Below are 18,102 nucleotides of genomic sequence, written 5' to 3'. Positions count from 1 at the left end.
CGGCGGTGGTGGCCCGGGCGGTCCGGGCGGCCCCGGGGGCCCAGGCGGCGACGCACCGGGCCAGGAAGGCGGCCAGTACGACCGCAACCAGCACCTGGCCGCCCAGGGAACGGAGGTGAGCTGGAACCAGAACGTGGAAACCCGCGTGGTGGGCGACGCCCGCAACGAAGGGACGCTGCACGTCAATGCCGGCACGCTCACCGTGCGCAATGACGGACACCTGCGCAACCGCGGTGCGCTGAACATCGGCCAGGCCGCCCGGCTGCTGGTCGAGAACGATGGTGACCTCGACAACCACGGCCAGCTGGACCTGCGCGGCACCTTGCACCTGCAGCGCGACGGCAGCCTGGAAAACCATGGCACGTTCACGGCCCAGGGCGCGAGCATCCAGCTGGACGGCGAGTCGGACGTCGAGAACCTCGGCCGCATGACGCTGCGCGACACGCTGGTCACGCTGGCCGGCGAAAGCGAGTTCGACAACGGCGAGCGTCGCCGCGATGCGCTGCTCACGGTCGACGGCGGTGGTTTCGTGCTGGGCGGCATGTCCGAGTTCGAGAACCATGGCACGCTCAACGCCAGCGGCGTGTTCGCACAGGGCGCGCTGGTGCACGCCAACACCGCGCGCGTGGGCAACGATCGCGACATCATCGAAGCCTTCAACAACCACGGCACCCTTACCCTGGACAGCGACGCGCGCGTGCTCACCCTGGTCGCCGACACTCACGCCAGCACCGGCATCAACCGGATCGGCGGGCAGATCACCAGCCACGCACGCGGCCAGTCTGCGCTGCATGCGGAAGGCGCGCAGGCGACCCTCCTCAACCAGGGCACGATCACCGTCACCGGCGATGGCGCGGTCGCGATGTCCGGTGCACGCGGGGCCACCGTCATCAACGACGGCGTGATCAACCTCGGCGTGGCCGGCGGCAACAACGGCCAGAACATGGTCGCCATGCAGTCCGATGGCTCGGCCACCCTCAACAACCGACGCAACGGTGTGATCAACATCCACGCGGACAACTCCCATGCGTTCAAAATGGGCGCTGACGGCGGCGGTCGCCTGATCAACAACGGCAAGGTCAACGTGTATGGCAACGGCAGCGGCATGCATGCCGATGCCCCCACGCAGGACGCCGACCGGCCTGCTCCGGACCTCGGCTGGCAGGCTCCAAAGGGCATCAGCGGCTACACCGTGGGCACCAATGCCGACGGCAGCGCCGGCCAGCTGGTGCTGCATGACGGCGGCGCGTTGGCCGATGTCACCGTCGATACCGGCTTCACCCGCGGCAGTGCGGACTCGCAGATCCATCTGGACGACGTCTTCGTGGGTGCCGACGGCGGCGAAGAAAACATCGCCAGTGCCACGGTGGTCTGGCACGCCCAGGCCGAGCGCGACGCCGACGGCAACGTGGACGTCACCATGACCCGTAACGACTACCGCGACCTCGCGGCCGAGTCTCACCAGGGCATTGCCGCCGCGCTGGAAGCGGGCTACGACAACAACGCGCTGTACCACAGCCTGGAAGTGGGCTCGGAGGCCGAGTTCAACCGCGCGCTCAACCAGCTCTCCGGTGCCGGCCTTGCTGCGGCAGGCATGCGCCTGACCGCCAATGCCGACGCCTTCTGGTCCAGCCTGGCGAGCGCCCCCTCGCATGCGGGCTACCGCATGGTGGCCTTCGGCTCGGGTTCGCAGGACGCCGCCGGTGTGCAGGGCGTGGGCACCGGCATGCAGATGGCGCTGGCACTGGGCAACGGCCGCCAGCTGCAGATCAGCACCGGCCTGCTCGGTTCGGACTTCTCCACCGACGGTGGCCAGACCCGCTCGCAGTCGCGTTTCGCCGGCGTCGGCCTGGCGCAGTCGCTGGGGGCGTTCACCCTGCAGCACCACCTGGGCAACGAGTGGCACCAGACCGACGGCCAGCGTCAGCTCAACTGGGGCAGCACCCGCTTCAGCGCCCACAGCCAGCGCAGTCTGTCACGCACCCGCTTCGGCAGCACGCTGACGCGTGAGATCACCGCGGCGGGCTTGCACTGGCAGCCGCGCCTCGGGGCCCATGCCTACCATGCCAATGAAGCGGCCTTCCACGAGTATGGGGCCGATTCGCTGGGTCTGTCGGTCGGCGCGGGCACCCGTAGTGGCGTGCAGCTGGAACTGGGTACCGCCTTCCGCGGTGCCCTGGGCAACGGGTGGACACTGCGCGGCGATGCCGCACTGCTGGGCTCGCTGGCCCACCATGCCAGCGCCCGCCATGCGACCCTGCATGGGGCAGAGGGGGAAGTCTTCCAGGTACCCGGGCTGTCGCCGTCGGGAATGGAATACCGCCTGATGCTGGGAGCCGACTACCGCCACCGCCGGTTCAACCTGGGCGGCTCGGTGTTTGCCGAGCGTCTGCTCGGCGTGCGTGACATGCGCGCCCAGCTGCATCTGAACGCCGCGTTCTGATGCCTGCGTCGCAGGTGCCGCCAGTTTCGGCGGCACCTGCGCGTGATCACGGCTGCGCGCTGGTCGCGGCCGCGGTCGCCGACGCTCCACCCAGGCTGCGCGACAGGAACGCCAGCAGCTTGCTGTAGTACTCGCGGCGGTGTGGATCGGTGTAGAAGCCGTGGCCCTCCGTTGGGTAGTACAGCGACTCCACCGGCACTCCCGCCTTCTTCAGCGCATCCTCCATGCGCCTGGTGTGCTGCTCGGGTGCACGCTGGTCTTCACCGCCCGCCGCAAGGAACACCGGCGCCTTGATGCTGCCGGCAAGATTCACCGGGGACACGTCGAGCAGCTTCTTCGGATCGCCGATCCATTCCTTCAGGTAGGTTTCGCCCGAGCCACGGCGCTGGATGTCGCCGGTGGTGTGCATGAGCGGCAGGTCATACACCCCGACGTAGCCCGCGGCGCACTTGTACAGGCCCGGCTCACGTGCAGCTCCCATCAGGGCAGCATAGGCACCATAGCTGGCCCCGTAGATGCAGATGCGCGATGCATCGGCATGCCCGTTCTCGATCGCCCAGCGCGTGGCATCGGTGATGTCGTCCTGCATGGCGGCTCCCCACTGCCTGGCACCGGCCTGCTCATGCGAACGGCCGAAATTGCCTGAACCACGGAAGTTGAGCTGCAGCACGGTATAGCCGGCCGCAGCCAGCAGCTGGGACTCGCTGTCGTAACTGCCATCATCGAAGACGTCGAACGGACCGCCGTGCGGCATCACCACCATCGGCGTGCGGCCCGTGGCACCGGCCGGCCGGGTCAGGTAGCCATGCAACGGCATGCCATCGCGGGCCTTGAGTGCAAACGGCTGGACCCTGGCGCTCCTGTCGGGGTCCACCCATTGGCTGCGGCTGATCAGGTGGTCGGCCTTCTTTTCAACGGTGTCGAAAATATAGAAGTCGCCCGGGTTGCGACCCGACCAGGTCTCCACCAGAACGTGCCGGCCATCGCGGGTGCTGGACGTGATGAACACGGCATCGCCGCCGAAGGCGGCCTCCAGGCTCCGATACAGACGTGCGTCGGCCGACTTCTCGTTGAAGAAGCGAGTGCGCGGCGTGTCGCCGAGGAACAGCGCACCCACCGGAATGCGGGTGCCGGGGCGGAAGATCAGCTGGTGCGGATCCACCACCGGGTCGCGCAACACCTCCACGCGGGCGTCGGTGAGGGGATCCCAGCTGACGATGGCGTCGGGTCCGTTCGGCTGCTCCACCCGGAGATAGGCCAGTTTTCCGTCTTCCGAGAACCCCTGCGCCGACTCGATGCGACCGGTGACCGCCTCGTCGTTGATCAGCTTCCAGCTGGAGCCCTTGGCGTCGCGATAGTAGAGTTTGTTGACGTTGTCGGAGCCAGCCCCGTGGGCGAAGCGGACTTCGCCCTGCAGGTCGCTGACAAAGTCGGCGCGGCGCACCGGCGAGCGCGCCACGGTCTGTCTGCGCCCGGACGCCACGTCCATTTTGTCGACCCGGGTATACGGGTCTTCAGTGAAGGGCCAGACCGAGATCAACACACTGCGGTCTTCGCCTGGCACCGGGTCGATCAGGAACGCCGCCACCGGTTCGACCTTCTTGGGCTGGATGCGGGTGCCCGGCCCCTGGCTTTCCACCCGGTAGCCGACCAGCAGCTCGCCGCGACCGCCGTTGGCATTCATGGCGTACAGCTCACCGGTCGGGCTCGGTGCGTCGAGTGAGCCGAACTTCTCCGCCAGGCCAATCAGCACGCGCTCGTTGTTGACCCACTCAAAACTGTCGGCGTGGTTGTTGCGCGGTGGTACGAACGATCCTTCGATCTTGCCGGTGCTGCGATTGAGGATGGCCACCGCGGTGCGGTCTTCCATCGGCACGGTGGCGGCGTAGTACTCGCCGCCCGGCGACAGCTTGATGTCGGTAAAGGTGTCCCGCTTGAGGTACTGCTCAAGATCCACTGCGGTGGCGGTGGCCACCGGCAGGCACAGCAGTGTCGCAGCGGCCAGGGCCGCCAGAGTCGAGTAACGCATCCTTCCCCCTGATGCCGGACACCCTGTCCGGATGGGCGATTCTAGCCACAGAAATATCCGGCACAAAAGAAAATGGCACCGCTTGCGCGGTGCCATCGGTGGCCTGCACTGACGGAGAGAGGTATCAGTGCACGCCGCGGAACGCGAGGCTGAGGGCCAGTACCGACAGGATCACCGCAATGGTGCCGTCGAGGATGCGCCAGGTCTTGGGCTTGGTGAACAACGGGGCCAGCAGGCGCGCGCCCAGGCCCTGGGCGGTCAGCCACAGGCAGCTGGCCGTGACCACGCCGGCAGCGAAAGCCATGCGCTCGTTGCCGAAGTTGTCGGCGATCGAACCGATGACCATCATGTCCAGCCAGAAGTGCGGATTGATCAGCGAGAAGCCTACCGCAGCGGTCAGCACCGCGCGGCGCGACGTATTGTCGCTGTCGTCCATCTGCAGACCCCCGGTACCGGCCAGCGCGCGCCGCGCAGACTGCCAGGCGTACCACGCCAGGAAGGTCACGCCGCCCCACAGCACCACCGTGGTCAGCCACGGCAGCGCGCGGGTAAGGGTGTTCAGGCCCGCCACGCTGGCGAAGATGAAGATCGCATCGATCGCCGCACAGGTCGCCACCACCGGCACGATGTGCTTGCGCAGGATGCCCTGGCGCAGGATGAAGGCGCTCTGTGCACCGACCACCGCGAACAGGCCGATGCCAGCGGCTGCGCCACTGAACCACGCGGCCAGACCGGGGCCGCCGGAGATGATGGAGAACATGGAAGGACCGCCTGTCTTGCTGTGGGGGTGGTGCCTCGCCAAGGCGTACAGCACCGGATGGCGCGCATTGTCGCGCCGCAACATGAAAAAGTAGAGCTAAACTTGCTAAACCATCTTTAGCGGAACTTAAGACGATGCGCATCGACCATGCCCAGCTCCGGGCCCTCGCCGCAGTGATCCGCGAGGGCAGTTTCGAGCGCGCCGCGCAGTCGCTCAACGTGACCGCCTCAGCGGTGTCGCAGCGGGTCAAGGCACTGGAGGATCGGGTCGGCCGGCTGCTGGTCAAGCGCTCCTCACCGGCCGTGGCCACCGAGGAAGGCCAGGTGCTGGTGCAGCTGGCCGAACAGACCGCGCTGCTCGAGCACGACGCCCTGCACCGGATGGGCATAGCCGACGAGGACCTGCCGCAGGCCAGCATCCCCGTGGCGGTCAATCACGACAGCCTGGAAACCTGGTTCACCGAAGCCGCGCTGCGCTTTGCCGAGCAGACCGGTACCACCCTGGACCTGCGCTTGGAGGACCAGGACCATACCGTGGCGCTGCTGCGCCAGGGGGCGGTGCTGGGCGCGGTGACCACCCTGGACGAACCGGTGCAGGGCTGCCAGATCCACCCGCTGGGCAGCATCCGCTACGCCGCCACCTGCACTCCGGCCTTCCATGAGAAGTACTTTGCCAAAGGCGTCAACGCGCAGTCGCTGGCGCAGGCCCCGGTGCTGGTATTCAACCGGAAGGACGACATGCAGGCGCGGTTCGCCCGCCGCCTCGCCGGGGAAGAGCTGCCGATGACAGCTCCCACCTGGTGGATTCCGTCGACCCGCGCCTTCGTGCAGGCCAACCTGGGGGGCCTGGGCTGGACCATGAATCCCCTGCCGTTGGTAAAGCGCCATCTGGAAGCCGGCCGGCTGGTGTTGATGAAGCAGCGCGCGTGGGAAGACGTGCCGCTGTACTGGCAGCACTGGAAGGGCGACGTGAAGACGATGGCGCTGTTGACCCGGGCGGTGCTGGCGGCGTCGACGGGGCTGGTGCGGAAGAAGCGTTGACCGCCGTGCCGACCAACGGTTGGCACCTACCGGCGCGTCCTTCCCGGTAGCGCCCGACCGTTGGTCGGGCGGCCCCGCCGCGACGTACACGGTGCCCCCACCTGCCCGCGCGCAACATCCGCGCATGGACAGCGATCCGCTCTACCTGCACATCCGGGTGGTGCTGAGCATCATCCTGGGACTGAGCATCACCACCCTGCTGCGCGGGCTGGCGCAGATCATCGAGAACCCGGCGCGTCGGGGATGTTCGTGGCTGCACGTTGCCTGGGTGTTGTGGGCGCTGATCTCGGTGGTGACCTTCTGGTGGTGGGAGTTCCGGCTGGTCCAGGTGCATCGCTGGACCTTCGGGCTGTACCTGTTCGTGCTGGCCTACTGCGCCAGCTGGTACCTGCTGTGCGTGCTGCTGTTTCCGGACGACCTGCGCGACTACGACAGCTACGAGCACTACCTGCTGCAGCGCCGGGGCGGGTTCTTCGGAATGCTGGCGCTGGTCACCCTGCTGGACCTGGGTGATACCTCGATCAAGGGCCACAGCCGCTGGGTGATGCTGGGCGAGGCGTACCCGATCCACACGGCGGTGATGCTGGCGGTGGCCGCGGTGGGCATGGTCAGTCGGAGCCGGCGGATACATGTGGCGTTGGCGACAGTGGCCCTGGTGTATCAGTGCGGATATTTCCTGGCGGAGTATTTCAACCTGGCAGCAGATTGAGCGCCGCGCGATGCTGCGTTGCACCAAATCCGTACCGTTTCGGGATAAAATCGCCCGCAGGATGCGCCAAACGGTTGTTTCTTCACGCTTCTTCCCCAGGGCGTGGTCATCCTCCTCCCATCTCCCCCTAAGAGATATCCATGAAAAAGTTAGCCAAGGTCGTTCTCGGCCTGCTCGTGCTGTTGCTGCTGGCAGCGGCCGTGTTCCTGTACTGGCCCCTGTACCAGCGTTCGGTCCCGGCGGCGGAAAACGACAAGCCGGTCGACGTCGTCCTGGTGGGCGGCGGCATCATGAGCATCACCCTTGCCACGTTCCTGCAGGAACTGCAGCCGGACTGGAACATCCAGGTCTATGAGCGCCTGAACGGCGTGGCGCTGGAAAGCAGCGACGGCTGGAACAACGCGGGCACCGGGCATTCGGCCTTTGCCGAACTGAACTACACCCCGGAGCTGCCGGACGGCAGCATCGAAACCAAGCGCGCGGTCGGCATCGCCGAGCAGTTCGAGGTATCGCGCCAGTTCTGGTCGCATCAAGTGAAAGAAGGCCGGCTGAGCCAGCCCAGCGATTTCATCAACCCGACGCCGCACATGAGCTTCGTCTGGGGCGATGAGAACATCGCCTACCTGCACAAGCGCCAGCAGGCGCTGTCGAAGAACCCGCTGTTCTACGGCATGCAGTATTCGGAAGACCCGGCGCAGATCAAGGCGTGGGCCCCGCTGCTGATGGAAGGTCGCGACCCGAACCAGAAGGTTGCCGCGACCTGGATGCCGCTGGGCACCGACGTGAACTTCGGCGTGATCACCCGCCAGCTCACCGCCGGCCTGCAGCGCAGCCCGAACTTCAAGCTGCACCTGGAGCATGAAGTCCGCGCGCTGCGCCAGAACGACGACAAGAGCTGGAACGTGACCGTGGCCGACCTGAAGTCCGGTACGGAATCGACGGTGAAGTCGCGCTTCGTGTTCATTGGTGCCGGTGGTGCGGCGCTGAAGCTGCTGCAGCTGTCGGGCATTCCGGAATCGAAGAACTACGCGGGCTTCCCGGTGGGCGGCCAGTTCCTGGCGTTCAAGAACCCGGCAATTGCCAGCCGCCACAGCGTGAAGGCGTATGGCATGGCCGAAACCGGTTCGCCGCCGATGTCGGTGCCGCACCTGGATGCGCGCAAGCTGGACGGCAAGCCGGTGGTGTTGTTCGGGCCGTTTGCGCTGTACAGCACCAAGTTCCTGAAGCACGGCTCGTGGTTCGACCTGTATTCGTCGGTGAACCACAACAACGTGGCGGGCATGCTGGACGTCGGCCTGGAAAACCTTGACCTGGTGAAGTACCTGATGGGCCAGGCGCGTCTGGAAGATGCGGACCGCCAGGCGGAACTGGTGAAGTACTTCCCGACCGCCAAGCGTGAGGACTGGGAACTGGTCACCGCCGGCCAGCGCGTGCAGATCATCAAGAAGGACCCGGAAAAGGGTTCGGTGCTGCAGTTCGGCACGGAGATCGTCACCGACAAGGACCACACGCTTGCCGCCCTGCTGGGTGCCTCGCCGGGTGCCTCCACCTCGCCGCCGATCATGCTGGACCTGCTGAAGAAGGCCTTCCCGGAACAGATGGCAGCCGGCTGGGAAGCACGCCTGAAGGAGATCGTGCCGTCGTACGGGCGCAAGCTCAACGACAGCGCGGCGCTGACCAACGAGATCCGCGGCCAGACCAGCGCGGCGCTGAACCTGCCGTTCCTGGAAGTGCCGGCAGACACCAGCGCGGCCGTCATGCTGACCCCGCCGGCTCCGGTGGCTCCTACGGCTCCGGTGAAGGAAAAGCGCAACGCGAACGAAGAGATGCAGGCGCTGTAATCACTACCGCCTGATGTGGATCTCTGGAAACCGGCTTCCTACGGGGAGCCGGTTTTCTTTTGCGCGTGGATGGCTCCCGTAGAGCCGGGCTTGCCCGGCTGCTGTTGGTTTTTGGCGAACAGCCGGTGGTCATCGGTTCCCGTGTTTTGGCGGGTCGGGATGGGCGTTCCGGGGGACGGCGCAAGTACGTCCCTGTAGCCTCGATCGCCGCATCCATGCGGCTCACGCCCCCTCCAGCCCACCCCGCCCCGCCATCGACAGTGCGTCGGTGGCCATCGAAGATCAAAATCAACGGCGGCCCCGATCCATTGTCATGCGTTATCGATTGTTGGGGATTTCACGGCGATCGTCTTTCGACCGATCCCACCGGGGCATTCCGATTCCAGTTGGGCCGGTGATGGCTTGTGATCTTCCGTGGCCACCGGCCAACTGTCTGGGGCGTGCCGGGGTGGGGACGCCCAGCGATACGTATTGTGTGTCATCGCAGCCGCCGTTCACGGGCATGCCACATTGTTAAATTCTTGTAATTAGAATGCGAACGATTTACATTTGCGTCCCGTTGTGCCCTCCCCTTGGGCTTCTCGAGACCTTCGCATGTCCTTACGCGCTGCTTTGCCCCGTTCTCTCCGTCGCGCCCCGCTGGGCGTTGCCCTGCTTTTCGCCCTTGCCAGCACCGCTCCGGCTGTCGCCCTGGCCGACACCGCCGCCGCCGATGCCAAGACCCTCGACCAGGTCAACGTGGTCGGCACCCAGGCCGCCCCGTCCAGCACCACCCGCCTGCCGATCACCCTGCAGGAGACCCCGCAGTCCACCAGCGTGATCGGCATTGACCGCCTGCAGGACGAAGCGCTGTTCTCGATCAACGACGTCATGCGCAACGTCACCGGCGTCAGCGTGTCGTTCTATGACACCCAGCGCCCGCTGTACTACGCGCGTGGCTTCACCATCACCGACTTCCAGGTCGATGGCCTGCCCACCTACAGCGGCTCCACCAACCAGGAATACGACACCGCCTTCTACGACCGCGTTGAAGTCATCCGCGGTGCCAACGGCCTGCTCAGCGGTGCCGGCATTCCCTCGGCTACGGTCAACCTGCTGCGCAAGCGCCCGGGCAAGGACTTCGATGCCTCGATCGCGGTCAGCGCCGGCAGCTGGGATTTCCGCCGCCTTGAAGCGGACGTCAACGCGCCGCTGACCAGTGATGGCCGCTTCCGCAGCCGCGTGGTTGCCGCCTACACCGACCGTGACCTGTATTACGACCGCTACAAGGAAGACAAGATGGCCGGCATGGCCGTGCTGGAAGGTGACATCACCGACTCCACCACCGTCTCCCTCGGCTACCAGCGCCAGGACAACAACCCGGTCGGCTCGACCTGGGGCACGGTGCCGTTCTTCAACAGCGACGGGACCTTCGCCCACCTGCCGCGTGAGACCAACCTGGCCCCGAAGTGGAGCTACTGGCAGCGCGAAACCAGCACCGTCTTCAGCAACCTGGAGCAGCGCTTCGGCGAGAACTGGCTGCTCAAGCTCAACACCGCCTACACCCGCGGCAACGTGCAGAACGTGCGCGTCTACGGCAGCGGCTACCCGGACCCGGTGACCGGTTCGGGCATGTACCTGCTGGCCGGTGCCGGCGACGCCGAAGACACCCGCAAGGGCGCGGACCTCTACCTGTCGGGCAAATTCCCGGCGTTCGGACGCGAGCACGACGTCGTGATCGGCGGCAGCTACAACAACCTGGAAGCCACCACCTGGACGCTGACCTCGGTGGCCAACTGGCGCTATGACATTCCCAACATCCGCGACTGGAACGGCGACATTCCGGAGCTGACCGCCAGCCGCACCGGAGCGCGCCGCATCGCGCATACCAAGCAGAGCGGCATCTACGCCTCGACCCGCCTGCGCCTGGCCGATCCGCTGTCGCTGATCGCCGGTGCGCGTCTGAGCCGCTGGGAAACCCTGAGCCGCAGCTACAACGCGGCCGGTGCCTATACCGGTACCAGCGGTGCCTACAAGGTCACCGACGAAGTCACCCCATACGTCGGCCTGGTGTATGACATCGTGCCGGACTTCTCGGTCTACGCCAGCTACACCGAAATCTTCAATCCGCAGAACTACAAGGACCGCAACGAGAACCTGCTGGCCCCGGTGGAAGGCTCCAACCTGGAAGCCGGCATCAAGTCGCAGTGGTTCGACGGCAGGCTGACCGCCAATGCGGCGATCTTCGAGGCCAAGCAGGACAACTACGCGGTGCGTGACATGAGCCTGCCGGACGGCTCGCTCAGCGACGGCAGCTCGGCCTACATCGGCGTCAACGGCACCAAGTCGCGTGGCTGGGAAGTGGACGTCAACGGCGAGATCCTGCCGGGCTGGACGGTCAATGCCGGCTTCACCCACGTCAAGGTGACCCGCGCCGCCACCGACCTGCTGTATGCGAACCCGCCGGAAGACCTGCTGCAGTTGAACACCAGCGTGCGCCTGCCGGGCGTGCTGGAGCGCCTGACCGTCGGCGGTGGCCTGCAGTGGCAGAGCAAGGTCGAGGGTTACAACATCCAGTACCCGCTGGGTGGCACCCGCACCGTGACCCAGCCGTCGTACATGCTGGTCAACCTGCACGCCAACTATCGGATCAGCGACAGCTGGACCGCTTCGCTGAACGTGCGCAATGCGCTGGACAAGACCTACTGGGCGAACCTGGACTACAACAACTACGGCGAGCCGCGGTTTGTGTCGGCCAGCCTGCGCTGGGCGTTCTGACCGGTTGCCGGGCATGGCCCGGCTGCGGTTGGATCCGTGCGAACGGCAGCCGGGCAAGCCCGGCTCTACGGATTGCAGCCATCGCATGAACCTGAAAAGGGCCCGCTACTGGCGGGCCCCGTCGGTCGGGTTTCGCGCAGGGTCCACAATGCCGGCAGCACCAGTACGGCCACCAGCGCGATCATCGCGCCGGGGGCCGCCGCCCAACCGGTATGCCGGACCAGCAGTTCGGCGAGCAGGGGCGTGGCCCCGCCAAAGAACGCCGTCGCGACGGTTACGCCAAGCGCCAGCCCGCTCAGCCGCCCTTCGCCGGGAAACTGCTCCGCGGTTGCCGGTGCCGCTACTGCGCTGACACCCCCTGCCAGCGCCGCGAGCACCACCGACCCGATGGCGACCTGCAGCACCCCACCCTCGCCCATCAGCGCGAACATGCCCAGCGGCAGCAAGGCCGACAGCACGGCCAGCGCGATCAGCAGCGGCCGCCGCCCGACCCGGTCCGAGAACGCACCAAACAGCGGCGTCACCACGATCACCGCGACCGCCGCGACGGTGGACAGCCACAGGGCCGCGGCCTCGCTGACCTCGCTCATCGAGCCCAGGAACGCCGGCACGTAGGTGATGCCGACGTAGTAGGTGATCGATCCCAGCGCCGATACCGCAAAGGTACGCACCACCGCGCCGCGATGGTGCCGCCAGGTATCGCGGATCGGCGTGCTGGGCACTGTACCCACCTCACGTTGCCGGACGAACTCCGGCGACTCGTGCAAGGTCGAGCGCGCCACCAGGATCACGCCCGCCAGCGCCGCCCCGACGAAGAAGGGAATGCGCCAGCCCCAGGCGGCCAGTTGCGCGTCGCTCAGCAGGGCCACGGTCAACGCTGAAACACCAACGGCCAGCAGCGCGCCGATCTCACTGGCTGCCGAAGCCAGCGAGGTGACCAATCCGCGGCGTCGTGCCGGCGCGCTTTCCAGCAGATACGCCACCACGCCGGTGTACTCGCCGCCGACCGAGAATGCCATCAGGCAGCGCAACAGCAGCAACAGCACACCGGCACTGGCACCGATGCTGGCGAAGGTCGGCAGCAGCGCGGTGGCCAGCATGGCCGCCGTCATCAGAATCATGGATGCCAGCAGCATCCAGCGTCGGCCGATACGGTCACCGAGGCTGCCGAAGCACAGTGCACCCAGCGGGCGCATCAGGTAAGACACCGCGAATCCGGCCAGGGTGGCCAGCAGCGCTTCCTCACCACCGCCGAAGAATACGCGTGACAACACCGTCGCCAGGTACAGATACAGGGCGAAGTCGTACCACTCCACCACCGTCGACAACCCGGCAATCACCATCGAGCGTGTGTGGGGCGACGCACTCAACGCAGGATCTCGCCCTCGTCCTCGCCGTCCCAGTAATGGATGCGCACCGCGCTGACCCTGATCAGCACCAGGCCCGGCGTGTCCACGCCCTGCTCGAACCAGCGCTTGAGGTCACTCACCCAGTGCTCCTCCATCAGCGTCTTGCTGCGGATCACCATGCCTCGGCCCTGCACCGCAACGAACAGCGGCGGCTTGCCGAGCAGGGACTTGCTGCCGGTGAAGGACAGTGCGACCTTCGGCTCGCGCATGATCTCGCCTACCATGTCGGCACTTTCCAGCGCGAAGAACCAGCTGTCGCCATCGTACTCGACGTCGCCATTGTTGCTCATCGGGCGGGCGGCGATCTCGCGGTCCTGGGCGTGGGTATGCAGCAGGCAGAAGTCGATGTGGGCCATCTTCTTCGCCAGGTCAGGCAGGGTCAGCGTGGTCATGGGTACTCCACCAAGGGAAGATCAACGCGCCCAGACTCGGTGCAGACGCGTGACCGTGCTGTGCACGGCACACGCGCTGCCTTTCACACGTTTCACCGCACCTGCACGAACACCGGGTTGGAGTGGAACCACAGATCCTGCCACGGGTCTTCGCCCGGCACATCGGCCAGCGCCACGCGCTCGCCGGTGCTGTTGCCACGGGCACGCACGAAGCCGCCCCTGGCGGGTACCGGCAGCGTCCAGCGCACACTGATCCAGTCGCCCTCACGCTGCCACTCACTGGCAGCAAAGTGGCGCGACTCCATCTTCAACGTACCGTTGGCGTCCCTGCCGCCAACGATCAACTCGATCAGCTCGAGTGCGGGACGATCGCCATTGGCATTGGGCACCTTCGGCTGGCGCACGCGCAGTTGGATCTGCAGCGTGCCATCGGCGGATACCGGCAGCGTCTCACCCAGCGTGGCCGTCCGCGTCCCCTCGCCCACCGATAACTCCACCCGGTCAACCAGATCACCGGTCACCGCAAAAGTGCGCCCGTTGCGCAGGCTGTCGAGAATGTCATCCGCCTCGGGCCGGGCCCAGGCGTAGGTTTTGCTGTACTCGCCCGGGTCATAGTCGCGGCCGCCGTCGCGCACGTTGACATGCGAGTCGGAGCTGGCGGTGATCCAGAACCGCAGACCGTCAGCCAGCATCTGGTCCCAGATGCCGCCGACCTGGGCGGTCATCTGGTCGAAGCCACCGAAGGTCGGCGCATCGGCATTGCGATACAACCCGCGTTCACTGCGGATACCCTGGTGGCCAGGAGCGCCTTCCATGCCCACCAGCACCCGCGGCGCGGCGGCATGCCAGCTGCGCAGCTCTTCCGGCGTGACCTTGCCCCATACGCCCACCCCCGTGGCGGTGCGGGAGGGGTGATTGATCAGCATCAACGGCTGTGGCTGCAGGCCCTTCAGATAGTCCAGCGTGGCCAGCATCTCCTGCTGGGTGTCGCGGCTGCCCTGCAGCGGCTCGCTGCGGCTGTAGTCGCGCTCGGCGGTGACCAGCTGGTCACGTTCATCCGGGCCCGGCGCGATGATCAGCGACGCGTGTTCGCCTGCGGGCACATCAAATTCCATGCCGTTGAACTGGATGACGTCGGGCACCTCGGTCCGGGCCTGCAGCAGTGCAGGATAGGCATGATCGCGGGTCACCACCGAATGTCCCGGACCACCGTGGTCGGTGTGCACCATCCAGCGAAGGCCGAACGCCTTGGCCTGGGCGGCGTTGCGGCTGCGGCTGTAGGAAGAATCCCCGCCGCGGATCGGTGTCGGTGGCGTGGTACTGCGATCCCACTCCACGCTCCATTCACTGTGTACGTGGTGGTCACCGGCCAACCAATGGCGGCCGTCTCCAGTCGTCGTGTCGGCAGGTGACGCGGGTGCGGATGCGGATGCGGCCAGCAGCGCCAGTGCAAGCAGTTGCTTCATTGCGGGTACCTCACAGAAAGCGTGCAGGCGACGCGCGAACCCTCTCCGATCCGCGCGCCACCTGCACTGGAACGGTGGATCAGAAGTCGGCGCGCAGGCCCAGGCTGATGCGACGTCCCGAGGCTTCGTACATGGTCGGGAACGACGGATCCATGGTGTAGCCGCTGGTGATCTCGTTGGTGAGGTTGATGCCCTTCAGGCTGATCTTGATGTTGTCGGTGATGCGGTAGCCGATCGACACGTCCATCTGGCCGTAGGCATCACGGTAGATCGGGTACAGGTTGTAGCCGATCGATTCGACGTACTCATCCTTGTGGTTGTAGGAGACGCGGGCATCGAAGCGCTCGTTCTCATAGTAGGCAGTGAAGTTCCAGGTCTTCTCCGACAGGCCCGGCATCGGCGTCTGGATGCCCAGATCCGATTCCCCTGCCAGCGAGCTGTCCAGCATGGTGTAGTTGGCGTTGATGCCGAAGCCTTCCAGCCACGGGGTGAACATGCCCAGCGGCATCTGCGCGACCAGCTCGATGCCGTCCACCTCGTAGGAGCCCTTGGCGTTCACCGGCTGGTACACGTCAAAGTCGTAGATGCCGTTGAGGCTGCCATTGGCGTTGTACACCGCCACGTCCTCGACCATGCCAGTCAACGAATTGATCACCACACCGTCGATGTTCTTGCGGAAGTAGCTGGCTGCAAACAGCGCGCCGTTATCCAGATACTTCTCCACGCCCACTTCCCACTGCTTGGCATAGGTCGGCTTGAGTTCCGGGTTGCCGTCGGTGAAGCGGTACGAGCTCCAGCTGGCAGTGCGCTTGTAGGCCACGTCGGTCAGCGCCGGACGCATCATCACCTTCGACGCCGCCGCACGCAGCAGCAGGCCCGGCGACAGTTCGGCGGTCATGTTGAAGCTGGGCAGCAGGTCGTCGTAGCTGCCGTCCTTGGAGACCGGTGTGTCGGTGTAGCCGGTGCTGCCGTCCGGGCGCTGGACCGGGTGGTAGCCGAACGAATCCACCTTGGTGTCCACGTAACGCGCGCCGGCATTGATGGTGAAGGGCACATTGCCGATGTCGAATGCGAAGTCGGTCATGGCATAGAAGCTCATCACCTTTTCATCGACCTGGTAGAACTGGCCCGGGTCGAACGGGGTGTAGAAGCCGTCGTAGCGGAACGCACCGCGCGCGTACGCATTGGACACCTGCTGCCAGTCCAGGCCCTTGTGCGAATAGTCGCCGCCGGGAACGATGTCGCCGATCGACTGCAGCGGGCTGTCGGCCAGGGTGCGGGTGTTCACCCAGGCCGCACTGCCGGCGGTCGGCCCGGTGATCTTGGCTTCGCCGTACTGGCGTTCCTTGGAACGGTCGGTGTAGCGCGCACCGAATTTCACCGTGTGCAGGGCCGGAAGGAACGCCAGGTCCAGCAGCCGGGTCACGTTGACCTGGGCCGCGTACTTGTCGTCCTTCACCTTCTCCAGGGTGGTTTCGTAGGCTTCGAACAGGTACTTGTCCGAGGCGTTGTACATGTCGATGCTGCCGGGCGCGCTGCTGGGGATGGTCTCGCCACTGTCACCGGTCCAGCGCGTACGCGACGGCGCATAGGCCACGTGCTTGAGATTGGAGTAGTCCGAGGTCTTCTCCGCACCCGAATAGCCCACCAGTGCATCGATGTACCAGCTGTCCCCCTTCCAGTCCAGGGCCATGCTGTACTGGCCGTAGTCGGTCTTGTTGATGCGCTCCTTGCTCAGCATTTCGTGCTGGGTGGCGGTGTAGGACACATCGCGCAGCACCACCATGCCGTACTGGGACAGCGTGTCGGCGTCGTACTCGTGAATGGTGTCGAAGGTGCTGCGGCTGGACGCCGAGTAAGCGGCCGCGTCGTACTCGTCCTCGGTGCTGTCGTAGCCACCGACCATGGCATCAAAAGTCAGGCTGAAGTTGTTGCTCGGCTTGTACTGCAGCGAACCTGTCGCCCCCCACTTGTCCTGCTCGTTCAGGTACACACGGTCGCCGACCTTGTCCTGGAACACGACGCGGTTGGTCTGGTCCGAATCGTTGCGGTTGGTGATGTTGACGCCAGCGTCGCGCAGCAGCACGGACTGGGCCTGCGTGCCACGCGTGCCCGACGCGGTCAGAAAGCGCGAGGAGGGGCGGAAGTTGATGCCCGAGGTGGAGTCGGTGCGGTTGGTGCGCTTGGACTGCGAATACGACACCAGTGCGCCCCAGTCGCCCCAGGTATCGGCGGCGAGGAAGGCGAAGCGCGGATCCACTTCCTCGGAGATGCTGTTGTGCGCGCCTTCGGCAGAGAACACCAGCCTGCGTTCGTTGTAATCGAACGGGCGTGCGGTGGAGATTTTCACCGAGCCGGCAATGCCGCCTTCCTCGTCGGCAGCCGTGGGCGATTTCTGCACGGTCACCTGCTGGATGATTTCAGAAGCGAACATGTCGAACTCGACATCGCGTCCACCACTGCCCGACGCGGTGGCCAGGTCGTTGATCGATACATGGGTGTATTCCGACGGCAGACCACGCACGTTCACCTTGGTACCCAGGCCCTTGCTGCGTTCAATGGTGACGCCCGGAACACGCTGCAGTGCTTCGGCCAGGTTCTGCTCGGGAAAGTCGGCCACGTCGGTGGCGACAATCGAGTCGGAAAAGCCGACCGTGGCGCGCTTGATGTCCACCGCCTGCTCCAGGCTGCGGCTGTAGCTGCCGGTGACCTGGATGGTTTCAAGGTCCTGTGCCCCGGCACCGGCAGCAGGTGCCGCCACATCGGCGTGCAACGGCGCGTCACCGGCGACGGCAACGCCCGACGGTGCGGTCACGCCTGCGCCCGGAGCCGGCGAAGCGGTGTTCTGCGCTTCAATAGTGACCGTGGTCGCATTGAGGTAGCGGTAGCGCAGTCCGGTACCGGCCAGCAGGCGGCTCAGTGCGGCGTCTGCGCTGAGGCCCGCCGGCACGCCCGGCGTGCGCGGATTGCCTGCACTCTGGGCGTTGTAGACGAACTGCAGGCCGGTCTGGCGCGACAGCGCGTTGAGAGCGGCGTCCAGTGGCTGCGAGGCAATTGCCTCGTTGGCCACGCGGGTCGGTTCCGCAGCGGTGGCGGTGGCGGTGACCTGCAGGGCAAGTGCGATGGAAAGGAACAGTGTGCGGCGCATCGTGGGATCCAGTGAGGGAATGGCGGTGGTCGCGGAACGGGTTTGTTCCTGCTTTCCCCAACTACGAGTGCACAGCGCGTGGATCGGGCACCACTTTCTCAATGAATT

11 protein-coding genes are annotated in these 18,102 nt (G+C 65.8%); 5 read left to right on the top strand and 6 right to left on the bottom strand.

Going from position 1 to position 18,102, the window contains the following annotated elements:
* Positions 1–2,443 (top strand): hypothetical protein (locus EGJ34_RS22055; RefSeq protein WP_185750028.1); only part of this gene is annotated, 2,443 nt, incomplete at its 5' end.
* A gap of 46 nt (positions 2,444–2,489) precedes the next feature.
* Here EGJ34_RS22055 and EGJ34_RS01210 read toward each other — a convergent pair.
* Positions 2,490–4,472, bottom strand: a complete 1,983-nt coding sequence (locus tag EGJ34_RS01210) for a prolyl oligopeptidase family serine peptidase (RefSeq protein WP_125358261.1) — start codon at positions 4,470–4,472, stop codon at positions 2,490–2,492.
* Between the two features lie 124 nt (positions 4,473–4,596).
* A complete protein-coding gene (locus tag EGJ34_RS01205; RefSeq protein ID WP_125358259.1) occupies positions 4,597–5,232 on the bottom strand; it encodes a LysE family transporter in 636 nt (211 codons plus the stop codon).
* Between the two features lie 134 nt (positions 5,233–5,366).
* Between EGJ34_RS01205 and EGJ34_RS01200 the strand changes: the two genes are divergently transcribed.
* The 4 genes from EGJ34_RS01200 to EGJ34_RS01185 all read left to right on the top strand — a co-directional run bounded on the left by EGJ34_RS01200 (position 5,367) and on the right by EGJ34_RS01185 (position 11,579).
* The gene (locus tag EGJ34_RS01200) at positions 5,367–6,272 is read left to right on the top strand and encodes a LysR family transcriptional regulator ArgP (protein ID WP_125358257.1); all 906 of its coding nucleotides are present in this window, start codon (positions 5,367–5,369) and stop codon (positions 6,270–6,272) included.
* A gap of 124 nt (positions 6,273–6,396) precedes the next feature.
* Entirely contained in the window at positions 6,397–6,981 is a 585-nt protein-coding gene (locus tag EGJ34_RS01195) for a hypothetical protein (protein ID WP_125358256.1), read from the top strand.
* 140 nt (positions 6,982–7,121) lie between these two features.
* Positions 7,122–8,822 carry a malate dehydrogenase (quinone) gene (gene mqo / locus EGJ34_RS01190; protein WP_125358254.1) on the top strand — a complete coding sequence of 567 codons (1,701 nt, stop codon included), beginning with the start codon at positions 7,122–7,124 and terminating at the stop codon, positions 8,820–8,822.
* A 594-nt stretch (positions 8,823–9,416) separates the two neighbouring features.
* Entirely contained in the window at positions 9,417–11,579 is a 2,163-nt protein-coding gene (locus EGJ34_RS01185) for a TonB-dependent siderophore receptor (RefSeq protein ID WP_125358252.1), read from the top strand.
* Between the two features lie 65 nt (positions 11,580–11,644).
* On the opposite strand, the gene EGJ34_RS01180 is transcribed toward EGJ34_RS01185, so the two are convergent.
* From EGJ34_RS01180 to EGJ34_RS01165, 4 genes are all read right to left on the bottom strand, one after another.
* Positions 11,645–12,922: an MFS transporter gene (locus EGJ34_RS01180; protein WP_125358279.1), complete on the bottom strand. Its 1,278-nt coding sequence runs from the start codon at positions 12,920–12,922 to the stop codon at positions 11,645–11,647.
* Positions 12,923–12,945: 23 nt separating this feature from the next.
* Complete coding sequence (locus EGJ34_RS01175; protein WP_125358250.1) at positions 12,946–13,380, bottom strand: pyridoxamine 5'-phosphate oxidase family protein; 435 nt, start codon at positions 13,378–13,380, stop codon at positions 12,946–12,948.
* A gap of 92 nt (positions 13,381–13,472) precedes the next feature.
* Entirely contained in the window at positions 13,473–14,846 is a 1,374-nt protein-coding gene (locus tag EGJ34_RS01170) for a hypothetical protein (RefSeq protein ID WP_125358248.1), read from the bottom strand.
* Between the two features lie 79 nt (positions 14,847–14,925).
* Positions 14,926–17,994 carry a TonB-dependent receptor gene (locus EGJ34_RS01165; RefSeq protein WP_125358246.1) on the bottom strand — a complete coding sequence of 1,023 codons (3,069 nt, stop codon included), beginning with the start codon at positions 17,992–17,994 and terminating at the stop codon, positions 14,926–14,928.
* Between the last annotated feature and the right edge of the window lie 108 nt (positions 17,995–18,102).

The organism is Stenotrophomonas sp. 278 (genome assembly GCF_003935715.1).
Lineage (GTDB): Bacteria > Pseudomonadota > Gammaproteobacteria > Xanthomonadales > Xanthomonadaceae > Stenotrophomonas > Stenotrophomonas maltophilia_AH.
This window is presented reverse-complemented; position numbering and strand designations above follow the sequence as displayed.